The 17,097-nt window shown below is 49.2% G+C and carries 10 protein-coding genes; 5 read left to right on the top strand and 5 right to left on the bottom strand.

The genetic code is table 11. The annotated features are described in order from the left end of the window. Positions 1-107 precede the first annotated feature (107 nt). Genes BUB18_RS10845 through BUB18_RS10830 form a run of 4 tightly spaced genes read left to right on the top strand, consistent with a single transcriptional unit; the run spans position 108 to position 9,860 of the window. Positions 108-3,392 carry a SusC/RagA family TonB-linked outer membrane protein gene (locus BUB18_RS10845; protein ID WP_073080679.1) on the top strand — a complete coding sequence of 1,095 codons (3,285 nt, stop codon included), beginning with the start codon at positions 108-110 and terminating at the stop codon, positions 3,390-3,392. A gap of 18 nt (positions 3,393-3,410) precedes the next feature. After that, positions 3,411-5,246: a RagB/SusD family nutrient uptake outer membrane protein gene (locus BUB18_RS10840; protein ID WP_073080676.1), complete on the top strand. Its 1,836-nt coding sequence runs from the start codon at positions 3,411-3,413 to the stop codon at positions 5,244-5,246. Positions 5,247-5,276: 30 nt separating this feature from the next. Next, the gene (locus BUB18_RS10835) at positions 5,277-8,120 is read left to right on the top strand and encodes a SusC/RagA family TonB-linked outer membrane protein (RefSeq protein ID WP_073080674.1); all 2,844 of its coding nucleotides are present in this window, start codon (positions 5,277-5,279) and stop codon (positions 8,118-8,120) included. A gap of 21 nt (positions 8,121-8,141) precedes the next feature. Further along, entirely contained in the window at positions 8,142-9,860 is a 1,719-nt protein-coding gene (locus tag BUB18_RS10830; RefSeq protein ID WP_073080672.1) for a RagB/SusD family nutrient uptake outer membrane protein, read from the top strand. Positions 9,861-10,008: 148 nt separating this feature from the next. Here the strand turns inward: BUB18_RS10830 and BUB18_RS10825 are convergent, their stop codons facing one another. After that, on the bottom strand, positions 10,009-11,079 hold the full coding sequence (locus BUB18_RS10825; protein ID WP_073080670.1) for a linear amide C-N hydrolase: 1,071 nt from the start codon (positions 11,077-11,079) through the stop codon (positions 10,009-10,011). A 267-nt stretch (positions 11,080-11,346) separates the two neighbouring features. On the opposite strand from BUB18_RS10825, the gene BUB18_RS10820 reads away from it, so the two are divergent. Continuing rightward, entirely contained in the window at positions 11,347-12,402 is a 1,056-nt protein-coding gene (locus tag BUB18_RS10820; RefSeq protein WP_073080668.1) for a formylglycine-generating enzyme family protein, read from the top strand. Between the two features lie 70 nt (positions 12,403-12,472). Here BUB18_RS10820 and BUB18_RS10815 read toward each other — a convergent pair whose 3' ends face one another. From BUB18_RS10815 to BUB18_RS10800, 4 genes are all read right to left on the bottom strand, one after another. After that, positions 12,473-12,919 carry a hypothetical protein gene (locus BUB18_RS10815; protein ID WP_073080667.1) on the bottom strand — a complete coding sequence of 149 codons (447 nt, stop codon included), beginning with the start codon at positions 12,917-12,919 and terminating at the stop codon, positions 12,473-12,475. Positions 12,920-13,112: 193 nt separating this feature from the next. Then, positions 13,113-14,099 (bottom strand): hypothetical protein, encoded by a 987-nt coding sequence (locus tag BUB18_RS10810; RefSeq protein ID WP_073080665.1) that lies wholly within the window; start codon positions 14,097-14,099, stop codon positions 13,113-13,115. Between the two features lie 561 nt (positions 14,100-14,660). Next, a complete protein-coding gene (locus BUB18_RS10805; RefSeq protein ID WP_073080663.1) occupies positions 14,661-15,632 on the bottom strand; it encodes a hypothetical protein in 972 nt (323 codons plus the stop codon). Positions 15,633-15,798: 166 nt separating this feature from the next. After that, on the bottom strand, positions 15,799-16,992 hold the full coding sequence (locus tag BUB18_RS10800; protein WP_073081316.1) for a serine hydrolase domain-containing protein: 1,194 nt from the start codon (positions 16,990-16,992) through the stop codon (positions 15,799-15,801). Positions 16,993-17,097: the final 105 nt, after the last annotated feature.

The following is a 17,097-nucleotide window of genomic DNA, read 5'->3' as shown; positions in this document are numbered from 1 at the left end:
GTCGCGTCGGTTTTTTCGATTAATTCTTCCTAGCAGGGGATTATCGTAAAAAGTCACGTCTAAGAAATTCCATTATTAAGTCAGCCAAAATTTACAGCGTAAACTGTATGCGACACGTAAACACTCTACAGTGCCTGCTATCTCTATTCCTATTAAGTTCTACCGCTTCGCAGGTCAAAGCACAATCCCGAATTATCAGCGGTAGTGTAAAGGATGAAAAGAACACGCCCCTGCAAGGCGTAACCGTTAAAATCAGGAACTCCAACCTCGGCGCCACCACCGACAGTAAAGGACATTTCTCCTTCAGCGCCTCCGGTACCCCTGATTCTCTGATCATCACTTTCATAGGATACAATCGCGAGGCCGTAAGCCTTGCTGCTAACTCTAACTTTAATATTACACTCTTCCCGGCAACAACCGGCCTTACCGACGTAGTAGTGGTAGGCTATGGCCAGCAGAAAAAAGAGTCCGTTACTGCTGCCATCTCCACCATCTCCTCCAAAGAACTGGTGCAATCGCCAGTAGCCAATATCAGTAATGCCCTCGCAGGGCGACTCTCCGGCCTCACCGCCGTGCAAACCAGCGGTAAGCCCGGCGCCGATGCTACCACCCTCTACGTACGCGGGGTAGGTACCTATACCGGTAATACCGCCCCACTCGTAATGGTGGACGGCGTCGCCCGCGAGTCCTATAACGATATCGATCCAAATGAAATCGAAACGCTCAGCATCCTCAAAGATGCCTCCGCCACCGCCGTATACGGGGTGCGTGGTGCCAACGGCGTTATCCTCATTACCACCAAACGTGGTAAGTCCGGCGCCCCTAAAATCAGCGCCTCCGCGCAAACGGCTGTCAGCAACTTCGCCGCCATGCCCGATTTCGTTGGTGCCTACGACTATGCCACCCTTAAAAATGAGCAGTCGTTCCAGAACTATTGGGTCAACCACGCCAAAGATGCGGATATCAAAACATGGGACGACTTCGTCAAAAAAAGAGATGCCAACTGGGTAAAAGAAGCGAATACCTATTTTTCTCCGGAAGATCTCAAGTATTACCAAAATGCGCATACGCCTACAATCGATGGCAAAGCGAATCCCTACTATGATCCGTACTTCCACCCGGATGTAGACTGGAAAAGCCAGATATTTAATAAGTATGCCCCGCAGAACCAGGTCAACACAAATATTACCGGCGGTACAAATTCAGTCAAGTATTTCGTTTCCTTTGGATACCTCAACCAGGGCGGTATGTTCAATACCGATTACATGCCCTTTTCCAATGAAATGCAGTTTAAAAAGAACCGGTATAACCTGCGCGGCAATTTCGACTTCGATGTCAACAAGGACTTTAAAATCTCCCTGGACCTCGGTACACAATATGTGACCATCACCGGGATGGACAACGACGCATATATCTGGGAAAAAAGGGTACTGTGGTCTTCCCCGATGGCCTCTCCGGGCATCATCGATGGGAAATTCCTCATCCCTTACACACAAAGCACCAACGATCAAACCAACCCGTTGTATGCCATCGCCAACTCCAATAACTACAACATTACCAACAACAGTACGCTCAACTCCACCCTCAAGCTGGCCTATAAACTGGACTTCATCACGCCCGGTTTATCCGTAAATGCCCGTGGAGCCTATGATAGCTACTTCTCCAGTCGCACCGGTGGTAAAGCCTACCCTGTACTCTACAACTTCAGGCCTAACCCTAATGGCGATAAGCTGGACCCGATCATTTACCGCGTCAATGATATCCGCCCTAATGAAAGGTGGAGCGACTGGTACAATGGTAAATGGCGCAAGATTTATACGGAGCTCTCCATTAACTATAATCGCACCTTCGGTAAACATGCGGTGACGGGGCTGTTGCTCGGTAACACCGAAAAACTGCATGACCCTAACCTGGTGCCCGACCTGCCACACGCCTACCTCGGCCTCGCCGGCAGAGTAACCTATGGCTACGCAGGCCGTTACCTGGCAGAGTTTAACATGGGGTATAACGGTTCGGAAAACTTCCCTGACGGACAGCGCTACGGCTTCCTGCCGGCAGTTTCCGCAGGATGGGTTGTTACCAACGAAAACTTTTTCCCAAGAAATGAAATCCTCACCTATCTCAAAATCAGAGGATCATTGGGTAAAGTAGGTAACGATAAAATCACCATCCCTAATACCAATACCCAGGCCCGCTACCTCTACCTGCCGGATGCTTGGGAATATACAGGCAGCTATGCCTTCGGTACGCTCACGGATCGTAACGTGATCCAGGGCGCCGGCGAAGCTACACTCGGTAACCCTAACGTTACCTGGGAAACTTCCACCAAAGGCAACATCGGTTTTGAAGCCCGCTTCTTCCATGATAAGCTCTCCGTTACCTACGATCACTACAACGAAAAACGGGTGGACATCCTTTCCTATAAAGGTACCGTACCTGGTGTACTTGCCGCCACACTGCCAGCTTACAACCTGGGCTCCGTAAGGAACTGGGGTAATGAGGTGGAAATTGGCTACAATGATCGTATAGGCAGCAAGTTTACCTACTGGATCAAAGGCAACATCTCCAACACACAAAATGAAATCCTCTTCCGGGACGAAGCCATCATCCCCGGCCTCGAATACCAGGCCGCTACCGGCCGCCCCATCGGACAAGGCTCCTGGCTGCAGTCCAGCGGACTATATACCTCCTGGGCGGACCTCTATAAACTGGATGGCAGCGGCAACCCTATCCTGTCGGAACCTGTGGCCGCAGTCAATAAACTGGGTAAATCCTATACTAACGCGGACGGCAAAACGGTGTATCAGAAAGACCTCGGCTACGGCGGTGTACCACTGCAACCCGGTGAGATCCGGCTGGTAGATTATAATGAAGATGGGAAAATTGATGAAAAGGATTTTGTGCGCTCAGGCAATACCAGCATCCCTAAAGTGACCTATGGTATCTCATTGGGCTTTAGCTACCAGGGCTTCGATTTCTCTGTACTCTTCCAGGGTGTATCCGGCACGGCCAGGTATGCCATGCAAAACCAGCTGCACTTCAATAAACAGGAATCCCTGTTTGACGTGGATATGAACCGCTTCACCGAAGAGCGCTACAAAAACGGAGAAAAGATCGACTTCCCAATTGCCGGTTACAATATGTCCGGTGCAGCCAATACCTTCTTCCTGATCAATACTTCCTATACCCGTTTGAAAAATATGGAGATAGGATACACCCTCAGGGCAGGCCTGCTCAGAAGAATCGGCATCGGCTCCGCACGCATTTATGCCAACGGTAACAACCTGGCTACCTGGTGCCCGAAACCTATCTGGGGTGATCCTGAAAACCTCAACTACATCGGGTATCCCATCACACGTACCTACAACCTGGGTTTAAACGTGAATTTCTAATTCGTAAAGATCACTAGTATGAAAAGATTATATATACTGATGCTGATGATTGCCTGCTGCATAGGTGGCATGCAAATGAGCAGCTGTAAGCGCGACTTCCTCGAGAAACCAAAAGGAGGAACCGTGACGGTGGATACCATTTTCCACACTATGAACCAGGCTCAGTATGCAGTAGCTCAGATGTACAACCTCTGTATCAAAAGCGGCTTCCCTGGTAATGACCCCGGCAACTCGCGCCCGGAAATTATCACCGACGCCTTATATATTGTATACCCGGGTTATAACTGGGCTTGCGCTACCATCAACGCCGGCCCCTATAATGGTGGTAATATGTCGCCCTCCGCCAGCATTGACCCCAGTTTCACCAATCACTACAAAGGTATCCGCCAGGCAAACCTGGTATACCGCAATATAGATATGGTGACAGATGCTACGGACGAATGGAAAAAAGACGTGAAGGGCCAGGCGGTGTTTTGTCGCGCTATGCAGCACTACGAACTGTTTCGCCTATACGGTGGCATCCCCGTAGTGGGCCAGGTGCTCAATAGCGAGAACATGATGGTGAAGCGCAGCTCCTTACAGGCCACCGTGGATAGCATCGTAAAATGGTGTGATGAAGCAGCTTCGCTGATGCCGCCTACCAGGGCATCGGTGGATTTTGGCCGTGCCACTGCCATTGCCGCGCTGGCGCTGAAAGCCAGGGTGCTGCTGTATGCCGCCAGTCCTATCTATAATACACCGGCTTCCATGGCATCTATCGCTAACCAGATCCGCTTTAATGACGGACGCGATTCCGTGCTGGCTTATCCCACTTACGATAAAGAACGCTGGAACACCGCTGCCAAAGCCAGTAAAGCAGTGATTGATGCCGCCGCTGCCGCCGGCCATGCACTGATGTACGGCCCTAACAGCAATCCTGTGTCTACCGGTAATAGTTACGACACCTACGGCAACTACCAGTTGATGTATAGCCGCTATGCCAACCAGGAGCTGCTGTTTGTGAACACCTACGCACAGGCCAGTTCCAGCGCAGGTTTCGACTGGAGCCAGTACCTCTCTGCCAAACTGCTGATGCAGGCATGGGGCGTAAAAAATAACCCGCCGGTAGAATTCATGGAGCTCTACGAAAAACGCGATGGTACGCCGTTTAAATTCGCGGAATCCGGTACTGACCTGCCAGTGGACGTAAAAGCCTGGAACCTCGACCCGCGCTTTTATCAAACCTTTGCCTATGACGGAATGCTGTATAACAGTGGTAGAGCCGGTATCCTCAACTATTACAAGGCAGGTCCGGGTGTTACCGCCGGCAACCTCTCCAGCAGCGATGTGGGACCTGATGGCTATGCCTTTGAAACCTACAAGTTTGTGGAGCACCTAGCCACCGGTAATGGTAACGACTCAAAGCACTTCGCCTGGATCATCTTCCGTTTAGGAGAGTTTTACCTCAACTATGCCGAAGCACTGAACGAATACCAGGGCCCCGGTGCAGAGACGGATTTCTATCTCAACGAAATAAGAAAAAGAGCAGGTATGCCGGATAAACACCCGGGTAGTCAGGATGCCTTCCGCACCGCTATACACAATGAGCGCGCAGTGGAACTGGCCTACGAAGGTCAGCGTTACAATGACCTGAACCGCTGGCTGGAAGCACATATAAAAGGCAACCTCCTCCTGCATGGTATTGCCACCACGGGTAATAAAGTAAACAATGTAATACTCCGTAACTGGGAAAAGGTAGTGCTGATGCAGCGCCGCTTCCCGATGAAATACTATTACATCCCGTTCCCGTATGCTGAAGTGAGTAAGAGTTATCTCGGCGGTGAAGGCTGGGATGGCCAAAACCCCGGATGGTAACAGCATTTGCAACCTTAATTACAGCCTAACATGAAAAGAAAATATATCAGCATATTATCCTTATCCCTGCTGGCCGGATGGTCTAACGTGCACGCACAAACGACTCCTTCGGATTCCGTAAAAGTATTGCAGACGGGGAGTAACAAAATGGTAGACCTGGGCATGCGCAGCGAAAAGCAATGGCGCACCACTGCGGCTACCTACAGCATCACCGGCGATGACCTGGCGCGTACTTCCGCTGCCAACCTGCTCAATGCCCTGCAGGGCCGCATTCCCGGCCTCACCGTGGTAACCGGCTCCGGTGAACCGGGCTACGATAACCCCGGCCTGTACATCAGAGGTACCAGCAGCTGGAACCTGGGTGCCAACCGCCTCGCCATCTACCTCGATGGTTTCCCGGTGGACCTGGGTGCACTCTCGCCTTTGTCGGCCTTTGAAATCGAGTCGGTAACGGTTTTGAAAGATGCCGCCGCCACAGCTATCTATGGCCTCCAGGGCGGTACAGGCGTACTGAGTGTACGCACTAAAAAAGGTAACCAGAGCGAACGTATACAGATCACTGCCAACGGCAGGTATAGTGTGGGTACTCCCATTCAGCTGCCCCAGGTGATGAACGCCTACGACTATACGCGATTGTATAATCAGGCCCTCGCCAACGACGGACTGCCATCAAAATATCCCAACCCGGACTTGTACAAGGCCACCAACGACCCGGTGCATCCGAATGTAAACTGGTATGACGAAGTACTGCGCAAAATATCAGTACTACAGGATTATAACCTCACCTTCAGAGGGGGCAGCGAGAAAGCCCGCTATTTTGTACTGATGGGGTATACCGATTATGCCGGTATTTATAAAAATGCCGACGCCATTGACGTGGATTACGGTACCAACGCCAAATACAAACGTATCAACCTCCGCGCTAACGTGGATCTGCAGCTGAGCAAAAACCTTTCTGTAGGAGTAAACCTCAGTGGTATTACCGAAGACAGGATTACACCCAATGGCTTCAGTGCGTCCACAGTGTTCAATAACCTGAGCCGCATTCCGGCTGCCGCCTTCCCCGTTAAAAACCCGGATAACACCTGGGGTACCAATGGCGTATATGGCTTCAACCCTGTGCAGCTGCTGCAACAGAGCGGTTCGTATAATTCACATGCGCGTAACCTCCAAACAGCGCTTAATATTACCGAACGCCTTGACCAGTTTGTGCCTGGATTATCCCTCACTGGTCTGATATCTTTCAATAACCAATATATTGGTACTTACCAGAAGATATTCACGGTGAAGTCCGCCGAACTGCTCAAAGACGTAAATGACCAGGCCATCCTGGATAGTAAGGGCAACTATACCTACAAAACCTTTGGCGCAATCAGCCAGAGTATCAGCGATGGTGGTAACCAGCACTGGCAGCACAATACCGTGCAGGTAGGGCTGAACTACAACCGCAACTTTGGTGCACATACCTTCTCAGGCGCCGTGCAGGGAAGAAGGGAAAATTACACGCACGAAGGGCAGGTATATGCCGTGCGTACACAGGGGCTGTTCTCTTATCTCACCTATGATTATAACGGAAAATATATTGTCGACTTTTCCGGCAGCTATAGCGGTGCGGCTGATTTTGCACCAGGCAGTCAATATGGATTTTTCCCTGCCGTGGGAGCAGGCTGGATACTCAGTAACGAACCATTTCTGCAAAATCAACAGGTGGTTAACTTCCTGAAGCTGCGTGCTTCTTATGGTAAAACCGGCAGTATCAACGAAGACAACCGCTTCCTCTTTGAAAAATGGGCAGTAGGTGGTAATGGCTGGTATACCGGGGCAGATGCTGGTAGTAACCAGGCAGGCCGCCTCGAAGGGGCTAACCCCAACACAGCTTTTACCTGGGAAGCAAAAACGGCCGTTAACTTCGGTATGGAAGCGCAATTGCTGAATAAACTGAGCTTTACCGCGGATGTGTTTCATGAAAAAAGAACCGGCATCCTGCAGGCACCTGCTACCGTGCCTTCCTTTACAGGCTTCCGTTTCCAGCGCCTCAATACCGGCGTGGTAGAAAACAAAGGCTTTGAAGCTGCGCTCACCTGGAAAGATAAAGTGAATGCCTTTGAATATTATGCCGGCGTAAATGGTGCCTTTGCCAGAAATAAAATCATCAGCATGGCACAGGATGCACAGCCTGCGGCTTACCTGTACAACCAGGGTTACCGCATCAACCAGATGCGTGGCTTACAATGGGCAGGCTTTTATCAGCAGTCCGACTTCGACGCTAACGGCGTGCTGAAGGAAGGAGTGGTGAAAACCAGTTATACCGTACCAAAACCGGGCGACCTCAAATATGTGGACCAGGACGGCAACGGCGTGGTGAATGATTACGATATCGTTCCGATGAAATATGCCAAGCTGCCGGAAATTTCGCTGGGTTTAAATCTGGGCTTCAAATACAAAGGTTTTGATGTGGATGCATTCGTACAGGCAGTGATGAACCGTACCGTGTCGCTCCTGGATGATGCTTACGATTACACACATCCGTTTGTAAATAATAACAATATCACCAAATTCTCCAATAACGCCTGGACACCGGAAACTGCTACCACGGCTACGTCACCGCGACTCTCCACCCTGAATAATGTTAATAATAACGTTAATTCAGACTTCTGGATGCGGAACGGCAATTTCCTGAAACTGCGCAGTGTGGAGTTGGGATATACCTTCCCGAAAAAAGGTTTCCTGAAGAAAATGAATACCCTGCGTGTATTCCTGATCGGTAACAACCTGTTTACAATTGACAAGCTGGATGATATGGAAGCAGAAAGATTATCCATGGGCTATCCCCTCATGAAATCCTACAGCTTCGGGTTGAATGCCAGATTCTAGTACTGATAAAATTACCAGCAAATGAAAAAACTCTCTATCATAATAACGGCAGCGGCGGGGCTGTTTATCAGTGCCTGTCAGAAAGACTTCCTGAATGTAAAGAAGATTGATGCCAATATACCTGTGGACCTGTTGTATTCCAACTATCCGTATTACCAGAGTGCGGTGTATAACGCGTACTCCTATCTGCCGGATGGGTTGAACAGGGCTATGAACATGGAAGCAGCATCCGACTTTGCGGAATGCACCAGTGTACTGGACCCCTCGCAGGTATTCAACCTGGGCATCTGGAACCAGTATGGCAATCCGGATGATGTATGGAACAACAACTTCCAGGGTATCCGACAGGCCAACCTCGTACTGAAAAACAAACCCATGGTGAGTTTGCAGTATAAGCTGGACCGCATCATTGGTACCGACAGTACTGATTACAAAAACTCCGTGGCCTGGCTTAACGCTTCGGAAGGGGGTATGTATTTCCTGAAGGCCTACTATTATTTTGAGCTGGTAAAGCGCTATGGCGGCGTGCCTATCATGGATACGGCGCTGGATTACAGCAATGCCGGCAGCTATGAAAAAATGCAGCGCAACAGTGTGGATGAATGTATTAAATACATTGTGAGCTTGTGCGACAAGGCGGCGAAAATCGTACCGGTGGCTTCCGGCAATGGTTACGACCAGGGCCTGGTATTGCGCGGTGCCGTGCTGGCGCTGAAGTCGAAAGCCCTGTTATACGGTGCCAGTCCGCTCTTTAAAGACGCCGGTGCCACTGCTACCTGGGAAGCCGCTGCCGCAGCTGCTAACGAGGTGATTGCACTGAAGATTTATACGCTGGAGAATAATTACAAAACCATTTTTGGTGCTGGCAATGTTAGTTCCAAAGAAGCAATTTTTTATAAGCGCTATGGAGCTTCTAACTTTTTTGAATTTGCGAACTACCCGATTGCCTTTCAGGGAAGCAATGGTAACAGTATGACACCTACGCAGAACTATGCCGATGAGTTTGAGGTGGTAACCCGCGATGGATCGGGGAATCCTGTTAGTTCCGTGCCTTTTAGCTGGAATAATCCTGTGCATACGGCTAATCCCTATGCCAATCGCGATCCCCGGCTGGATTCCACTACTTATCACAACGGCTCCCGTTTCGTAGGTTTTGCTACCAGCATCATCGAAACGTTTACCGGTGGTACCAGTGGCTTACCAAAGCAGAATGCCTCTAAAACCGGTTATTACCTGGCTAAATATGTAAACCCGACTATCAACCTGAACAATGGCGGCACCGGTACCACTACGGCGCATGCGTATATGTATTTCCGTTATGCGGAAGTGCTGCTGAACTATGCCGAAGCCATGTTCAACGCATATGGTGCCACTGGTGATCCGCAGGGGTATGGTATGACTGCGCTGCAGGCCATCAATGCCGTGAGAGGCAGGTCCAGCGTAAAAATGCCGGCCTATACTGCGGGCAATCTTACCGCAGCAGCCATTCAGCACGAGCGTGCAGTGGAGCTGGGCATGGAAGGTCACCGCTTCTGGGATGTACGTCGTTACAAAAAAGGAGTGGAGGTGTTCAATGCACCGGTGTACAGGATTCTGATCACTAAGAACGGTAATGCTTTTACGTATGAGCGTGTAAAGCTGGAGGACAGGACCTATCAGTCAAAAATGGACTGGTATCCGATTCCGCAGGCAGAGATTACACGTACCGGCTGGAAACAAAATGATGGCTGGGGGCAATAAACTTTTTGTTGATTTGTACCGATATATGTAAAGGATAGGTCCCGCGTCTGCGGGACCTTTTTATTTGTGCCGGTGGCGGGTATGACGGCCGCTGGCCGTCATACCCGCGAAAACTCCGTTCCGCCTTCGGCGGAACGGAGTTTTCGCATTAAATGTTAGGATCCGAAGGCGATAAAAACTTAAACGCCGGCGTATTTACAAATGACTTCACCGCATTACCTGCATACGTTTCACCTTTAGTCAGGCCCAGCTTTTTCACCGGTGCTTTTTCGCTGAAATCCACATCCTTAAAATTCACCCAGAAAGTATTGGGTGTAAGGGCGGTTTCAAAAAAGTACACCAGGTTTTTCTGGTCTGAAACGCAGCGCCAGCGGGTGGTAGAAATGTTGGGCTGGTTTTCGGTGCTGATACCGTAAGGTACGGAGCAGTTGCGCACCACGCTGAACACACTGGCCACACCTATACGCTGATCTGCCGTTTTAGGAATAGCGCCGATGTAAAAGGAGGCGCGTACGAAGCGGTCTGCCGCGCGGTTGGTGCCTGGCAGCATGGTGGTGCCGCCGATTTCCTTCCAGTATTCGTTCAGGGCCAGTTGTTTGTCGAAGGTAGGGGAGTTGGTCATCACATCGTAGGATGGGTCTTCATGAATAACCAGTTTACCGTTGAGATATTCCAATACCGCGTTATCACCGGTGGCATCGGAAATCGACAGATGCAGGGTGGCCAGGCGGTCTTCCCCGGGCGTTTTATCAGTTACCACTACAAACTTTTCTTTTTTCATTTCTGCCACGGCTTCTTTCACGGTCGCGAAGTTGTCCAGCATATACTGCACCCATCCTGCGATGGACAGGCCTGGTTTTGATTTATCCCACTTAGGATATTGGGATTCCACCAGCCAGAGAAGGTTGGCTACAAAGCCTTTTTCGTTCATGCCATCGGTGCTGCAGATGTCGTAGGCGGCGGCTACCACGCTGCCGTATTTGGACGTCCATTTGATGGTATTGGCGCCGGTGGCGCCGTCGCGGGCCATTCCGCGGGGGAATATCCAGAGGTTTGTTTCAATATCATTTTTCCAGTCCATGGACCTGCCGGTGAGGATCAGGCCATCCAGGCCTTTATACATCACGCGGGTGCAGGCGTTTCCCGGGGTATGGAAAGATAGGAGTGCAGCCAGGATAATGGCTGTGAAAATGCTGGTTTGCAGGAGTTTTCGGATCATATTGCAGGTTTTATCTCTTTTATGAACATCTAATCCGGCAAATAGTTGTATGGGTGTTAGAGAGATGTAAATTTCGCGGGGAGGGGAATACTTTTTCTCAAATAATGCAGCTGTTGGTTAAACAATCAACGGATTATCCTGTTATATATCTAATAGCGCCGCAAGCGCAGCATGAACGATAACACCGTCTATTTACTTGGTATAGCAATATTTAGCATCATCATCTCTGATCTGTTTCTATTTCGCTGAACGTAAAATCAGTTAACCATGTTACAAAGGTATTTATTGCTGATACCTGTATTTGCCTGTATTTATGCCTGTGACAATACCCAGGCAACGAGCAAAGCTAAAGCTATCACTACTTCAGCCACTTCCGCGGCGGACGCTGTAAAGGGAATGGTATTGGTAAAAGGGGATGTGTTCATGATGGGCACGGATGATCCTAAATCCTACCTCGCGGAGCGGCCTGCCCACCAGGTGAAGGTGCATGATTTTTATATCGATGCCACCGAAGTAACCAATAAACAGTTCAAAAAATTTGTGGATGCTACCGGCTACAAAACCGTTGCCGAGCGCAAGCCTAAATGGGAAGATCTGAAGCAGCAGCTGCCTCCGGGCACTGCGCAGATTCCCGATGAACAACTGGTGCCGGGCAGTATGGTGTTTGTGGCGCCGGATCACCCGGTGAGTAAAGCGAACATTTCCAACTGGTGGCAATGGGTACCGGGGGCGGACTGGCAACATCCCGAAGGCCCGGGTAGTAATATTGAAGGGAGATGGGACCATCCCGTAGTGCATGTGGCATGGGAAGATGCCAATGCATACGCTAAGTGGGCCGGCAAGCGGCTCCCCACCGAAGCGGAATGGGAATATGCCGCCAGAGGTGGCCTCGTGGAAAAACGTTACGCCTGGGGCGACGACTTCACCCCCGGTAATAAATACATGGCAAACACTTTCCAGGGCAGCTTCCCGGATAATAACGATCGTGCCGATGGTTATGCCATTACTGCACCGGTAGCTTCCTTCCCGGCCAATGGTTATGGCCTCTATGATATGATTGGTAATGTGTGGGAATGGACTGCTGACTGGTATGATGTGGATGAATATAAATCCATGGCGCATCAGCTTACCGAAGACCCCAAAGGCCCTGAAAAATGGCATAATCCGGAAGATCCTTACGCTATCCAGCGTGTTACCAAAGGAGGTTCCTTCCTTTGTGCAAATGATTACTGTATTAACTATCGCCCCAGCGCCAGGAGAGGTACCGCGTTTGATTCCGGTGCTTCGCACATCGGCTTCCGTTGTGTAAAGGATGCGAAATAATTAATTAACCCCTATAAAAAAAGGTTCCGCCAAATAGCGCGGAACCTTTCCTATTTTCAAAACTAAACGCCTAGAGTAAGAGGTTTACTGTAACAACACCTGCACTGATGTCAGCTGCAGTAACGGTTTTGTTGGCGGCAGTTTGTATACCGGTGCTGAGCACTGTGCCCCATGCCACCACCAGGTCGCCTTCTGCCACTTGCAGAATAGCTGGTACCTGTTCATAATTATAGCATTGTACTGGTGCTGGCAATACACTGGACCCATCTTTGTAATAGAAGGTGCTGCCTATTAAAGTTTGTCCTACCAGTGAGCAGACGTTAATAGGAACCCCTAATAATGACAATACGTTTACGCGTACAGAAACAGGAGTAAGTCGTTTGGCAGGAGCATAGTTAGAGAAGCTTTTGCCCATATACCATAACGGTTGGCCGGAAGTATGGCTGGTAGCAGCATTAACGGTGCCAAAAGCAAGGCACATACAGGCCAGCAGGAAAAATACCTGGAATTTTTTCATGAGTCAGGAGTTTTAGTTGGAGGGTTATTGGTTTGGGTTTCAGTATTCCGGTGATAAGGTATCCTGATTACCGGCGTGCTCGTGGTAAAGATAGGAGGAGGGCCTGCAAAGTAATGGCAGTATGCGTATAAAAAGAGGCCTCCCCGTTAAATGTAACGGAGAGGCCGGTTGCATATCAATCTTGAATTTAATTTTACCAAACTACCACCGTATCCTTTTTCCATGACTGTTCAAATATATTCAGACTTACTGGCAGACTGCTATTTGAAGGTGCCGTGATTCTAACGGTGGTGAGTGTGTTACGTTTTACGTTCAGTGGTTTGGTACCGAAATTATTCAAAGTGCCATCAGGACTACGCCACAGAAGTTGTAAATACACTGTTTCTGTTAATGAATCAGGAAGGAACTTAAAGCGATCGGATGAGAACAGGTATTGCTTTTGGTTGGCGGTGGTAACAGGTAAGTACCTTGGCGCTGCCTGGCCACTGTAATCCACGATCAGTGTTCCGCCTGGAAAGTTCACTGGTTCAAACTTCACACCAAAAGTTAACCGGCGCATGTTGATATTGATGGATGACTTGGCGCTGTCCGCAGCAGAACCATAATACTGGCCCCAGAAGAGGTCCAGTTCTGAATACCTGAACCGGTCATAACCAGAAGAATCTCTCGCCACCGTAAAGTAGTTCAGGGTGTCCATGAAGCGATTCGTCATGGCAAAAGGTCCGTAGGTATCTTTAGTCATGGTGAAATTGGTCAGGCGCTCAATAGGATATTCAAATTTGGTGAGGTTGGCTGTATCGCGTGAATACAATCCAAGCCCGCTGCCGGGTTTGATAGCCGCAATCTGAATCGTGTAAGGAACTCCTTTTGGAATTTCCAGGCTAACAGTATCCAGCCGCTTCAAAATACCTTGTGAAAAAGGAGCATAATTAACCCTTACATCTACCGCATAAAGTACGGAGTCGGAGTTAATACGTGCATTTGCAGATTTTCTTGCACCACCTAACGGAGATTCCATCACCACCAAATCACCGGTGATATTCAGTTTTACCGTTTGTGTTTCACCAGTCCAGGCTTTTTCAGAGCCTCCTGGTGCTGTAGGCTGGTCATTTTTTTTACAGGCATAGAATGCGCTGGCCAGGATCATTGCGCCTGCAATGAAAGTCAGATGTTTTTTCATGTCTGGGTTTGTTTTTTTTGATTAATAAAATGTTATGGCATAAGATAGCCGTCCGGCTTTTAGCCGAAATACACAGGATAGTGGCGCATTATCAAAATTTTTTTATGTGATCAATTTCAGTTAACAAGCCACTGCTGCACTCCACCGGTTGAGCGTAGCATATTGGTTGTGTGACATTCACCAGCTGCCTTTCCTGATGCATAGGATACGGATAGCTTCCTGATTTAAACGTGAAAAAAAATAATTTAGTTACATGTTGCCGTTAAAAATATTTAGGTAGATAAGATGGCTGCAAAGCAACGATTTTGTCGTTTATACGTTCATGTTATCTGATTACAATGAAACAATCATGCATGGCTAACGATATACTGATGCCGCAGGTATAATTTGTGGAAATCCATGACAGTATAGTGTTTGAGTATTTTTAGGTTACAAACAATTTTGTTATTAGGGTTAATTAATGCGATACAAAAATAAGTATTATTATGTCAGGGAAGCAAAATATTTTTAGGTAGATAAGAAGTTGATGCGAAATATTTCGCATCAACTTCCAGCTATTTTTTACCACACCACCACCGTATCCTTCGTCCACGTTTGTTCAGTAATATTCAGTTTTACCGGAGTTCCATCCTGCACGGGATTCGTAACTTTTATAGTAGTCAATACATTTCGTTTAGGCGTTACCCACCTGGAACCCAGTGGTACCATCTGCCCATTGGGGCGGGTCCAGGACAGCGTTAAGTATACTTCCTCTGTAAAGGGATAAGCCGTGATTTTGTGAATGTCTGCTGTATATAAATTTTCCGTTTGTGCAGCGGTGGCTACCGGCAATGATTTAGGGGCCGACATCCCACCATAGTCCACGTTTAAGGTTCCTCCCGGGAAATTGATGGGCTCAAATTTAAAACCATATGTTAAACGGCGCATGTTCAAGTTGATGGCGGTTAATCCGCTGTCGGAAGGGTAGCCCTGGTAATCGCAATAGAAAATGTCCAGTTCTGAATTTCTGAACCTCACTTTATTGCTTGCATCCACTGCCACACTGAAATAGCTCAGGCTATCCATAAAGTCATATTTAACGGCGAAGAGTCCCGCAGTATCTCTGGTGATCTGGTAGTTGTTCACTCTTTGAATAGGGCGATCGAAATAGGTGAGATTTGCGGTGTCGCCTTGCCACAGTCCGGGACTGCTTCCGCGCCTGATGGCCGTTACCTGCATTTTGTAATAGATGCCTCTGGGTATTTCGATGGAATCCAGGCGCCTCACCACCCCTTGCGCAAAAGGTAGCCAGTTACCAACGCGAATGTCCACCGCATACAGTACACTATCAGGTGTGATGCGCGCCTGACCCTGACCCAGTGGGGATTCCAATACTGTCAGGTCGCCGGAAAATTGCAGGCTGATTTTTTGGGTTTCTCCGTTCCAGGCAGTCGGCGTTTTTTCCGGGCCGGCCCCTGATTTTGATTTGGTACAGGCATAGCATGTCATTAGCAGGATCAATGATCCGAGTACAGGAAATAAGGTCTTTTTCATGTTTTGATTTGGGTTTAAAAAAGAATTTTGGTTACAAACAACCCTGTCGTTGAGGCACACCGAATATACAATGAAAAGGGGCAACTGGGGTAGTATACAGGAAATATATTTTTAGGTAGATAAGAAGTTGATGCGAAGTAATTGTTTCGCATCAACTTCCATCATTTTACTTCGGAAAAGCATCGAGCAACACACCCACCATCTCGCCAATAGCCTTGCTGTCAATCCATCTGATAACGGCTACCAACTGGTGTTCCGGGTCTACATAGATAATGTTGGCGCCGTTACCGATATGTATAAACGCGGATGCCGGCGCTTTGGGTGCCAGTTTATGATCTGTATTTAAAAACCAGTTCATATAGCCGTAGCCGTTATTGGCTTTGGTAGGGGTGAGCGACTGGCTTACCCAGGCGTCAGAGAGTAGCCGGCGGCCGTTCCATACGCCCCTGTGCAGGGTGAGCAATCCAAAACGTGCCATGTCGTATGCATTGATATACATCCCGCCGCCCCAGTGGCCACCGCCGCTTACGGATTGAACGGGTTGTCCGTCCAGCACGATCCATGCGTTATCGTAGCCCATCCACCTCCAGGTGGAGGAAGCGCCAATCGGATCCATGATGGTTGTTTTCAGTACCTGCGGTAAAGGCTTGCGCCATACATTGGTAGCAGCCAGTGCCAATGCATTTACCCGCACGTCATTGTATTTCCATACGGTGCCGGGCTCGTGCCGCGGCCTGTTTTTCCAGGATGCAAAGTTGCTGTCGGGCCGGTCCGCCCAGTCAGGCTTTCCCCATAGCGTGCCTTCCCAGTCGCTCGTTTGCCGGAGCATCACCTCCCAGGTAAGTTTGCGGTTGTGCGCAGAGGCAAAAGGCGTAATCACCTCGGAGGCCTGCCCCGGATGATAGATTTCCACCGGAGGTACATACCCGGCTACGGTATCTGATACACTACGAATCAGGCCGCTGTCCACCGCCACACCAACCACCGCAGATAAAAAACTTTTGGTTACGCTGTTGGTGATGTCGATCCTGGATGGCTGTCCCCACTCCGCCACAATGTATCCCTTGTAGATGATCAGCCCGGAAGGGTCGGCCCGGTTGATCAGCGCGCCCACAGGCTCGCTGTAGGGTTCCTTGCCGAACGACTGCCACTGTGCGGAGTCCATGTTTCTGCTTTGCTTCGATTCATGTGCGATGGCATATTGAATGGCGGCATCCAGTTTATCCGCCTGAATACCCAGGGAGGCCGGAGCGCGGTGTTCCCAGGTGCCGGCAGGAGGGAAGTATGGCTTAGGTACCTTCTGCTGGGCCTGTGCTGTGAAGGCCGCAAATATTATACTATGCAGGATCAGTTTCTTCATACCAATAAAAGTAAAAGATTGCCGCACGCAAAACAAGCATGCGCACCTCATCCATTTTAAATCAGCTGTTTTTTTTGTATTATTAATGCTGTAACTATCCATTCC

The organism is Chitinophaga jiangningensis, assembly GCF_900142605.1.
Classification (GTDB): domain Bacteria; phylum Bacteroidota; class Bacteroidia; order Chitinophagales; family Chitinophagaceae; genus Chitinophaga; species Chitinophaga jiangningensis.
Note: the sequence above shows the minus strand (reverse complement) of the source record. Positions and strands in the feature narration are given on the sequence as shown.

Excerpts from the sequence above, each read along its gene's own strand:
- BUB18_RS10845 (WP_073080679.1), top strand. The coding sequence starts at position 108 with ATGCGACACGTAAACACTCTACAGTGCCTGCTATCTCTATTCCTATTA.
- BUB18_RS10840 (WP_073080676.1), top strand. The coding sequence starts at position 3,411 with ATGAAAAGATTATATATACTGATGCTGATGATTGCCTGCTGCATAGGT.
- BUB18_RS10835 (WP_073080674.1), top strand. The coding sequence starts at position 5,277 with ATGAAAAGAAAATATATCAGCATATTATCCTTATCCCTGCTGGCCGGA.
- BUB18_RS10830 (WP_073080672.1), top strand. The coding sequence starts at position 8,142 with ATGAAAAAACTCTCTATCATAATAACGGCAGCGGCGGGGCTGTTTATC.
- BUB18_RS10825 (WP_073080670.1), bottom strand. The coding sequence starts at position 11,079 with ATGATCCGAAAACTCCTGCAAACCAGCATTTTCACAGCCATTATCCTG.
- BUB18_RS10820 (WP_073080668.1), top strand. The coding sequence starts at position 11,347 with ATGTTACAAAGGTATTTATTGCTGATACCTGTATTTGCCTGTATTTAT.
- BUB18_RS10815 (WP_073080667.1), bottom strand. The coding sequence starts at position 12,919 with ATGAAAAAATTCCAGGTATTTTTCCTGCTGGCCTGTATGTGCCTTGCT.
- BUB18_RS10810 (WP_073080665.1), bottom strand. The coding sequence starts at position 14,099 with ATGAAAAAACATCTGACTTTCATTGCAGGCGCAATGATCCTGGCCAGC.
- BUB18_RS10805 (WP_073080663.1), bottom strand. The coding sequence starts at position 15,632 with ATGAAAAAGACCTTATTTCCTGTACTCGGATCATTGATCCTGCTAATG.
- BUB18_RS10800 (WP_073081316.1), bottom strand. The coding sequence starts at position 16,992 with ATGAAGAAACTGATCCTGCATAGTATAATATTTGCGGCCTTCACAGCA.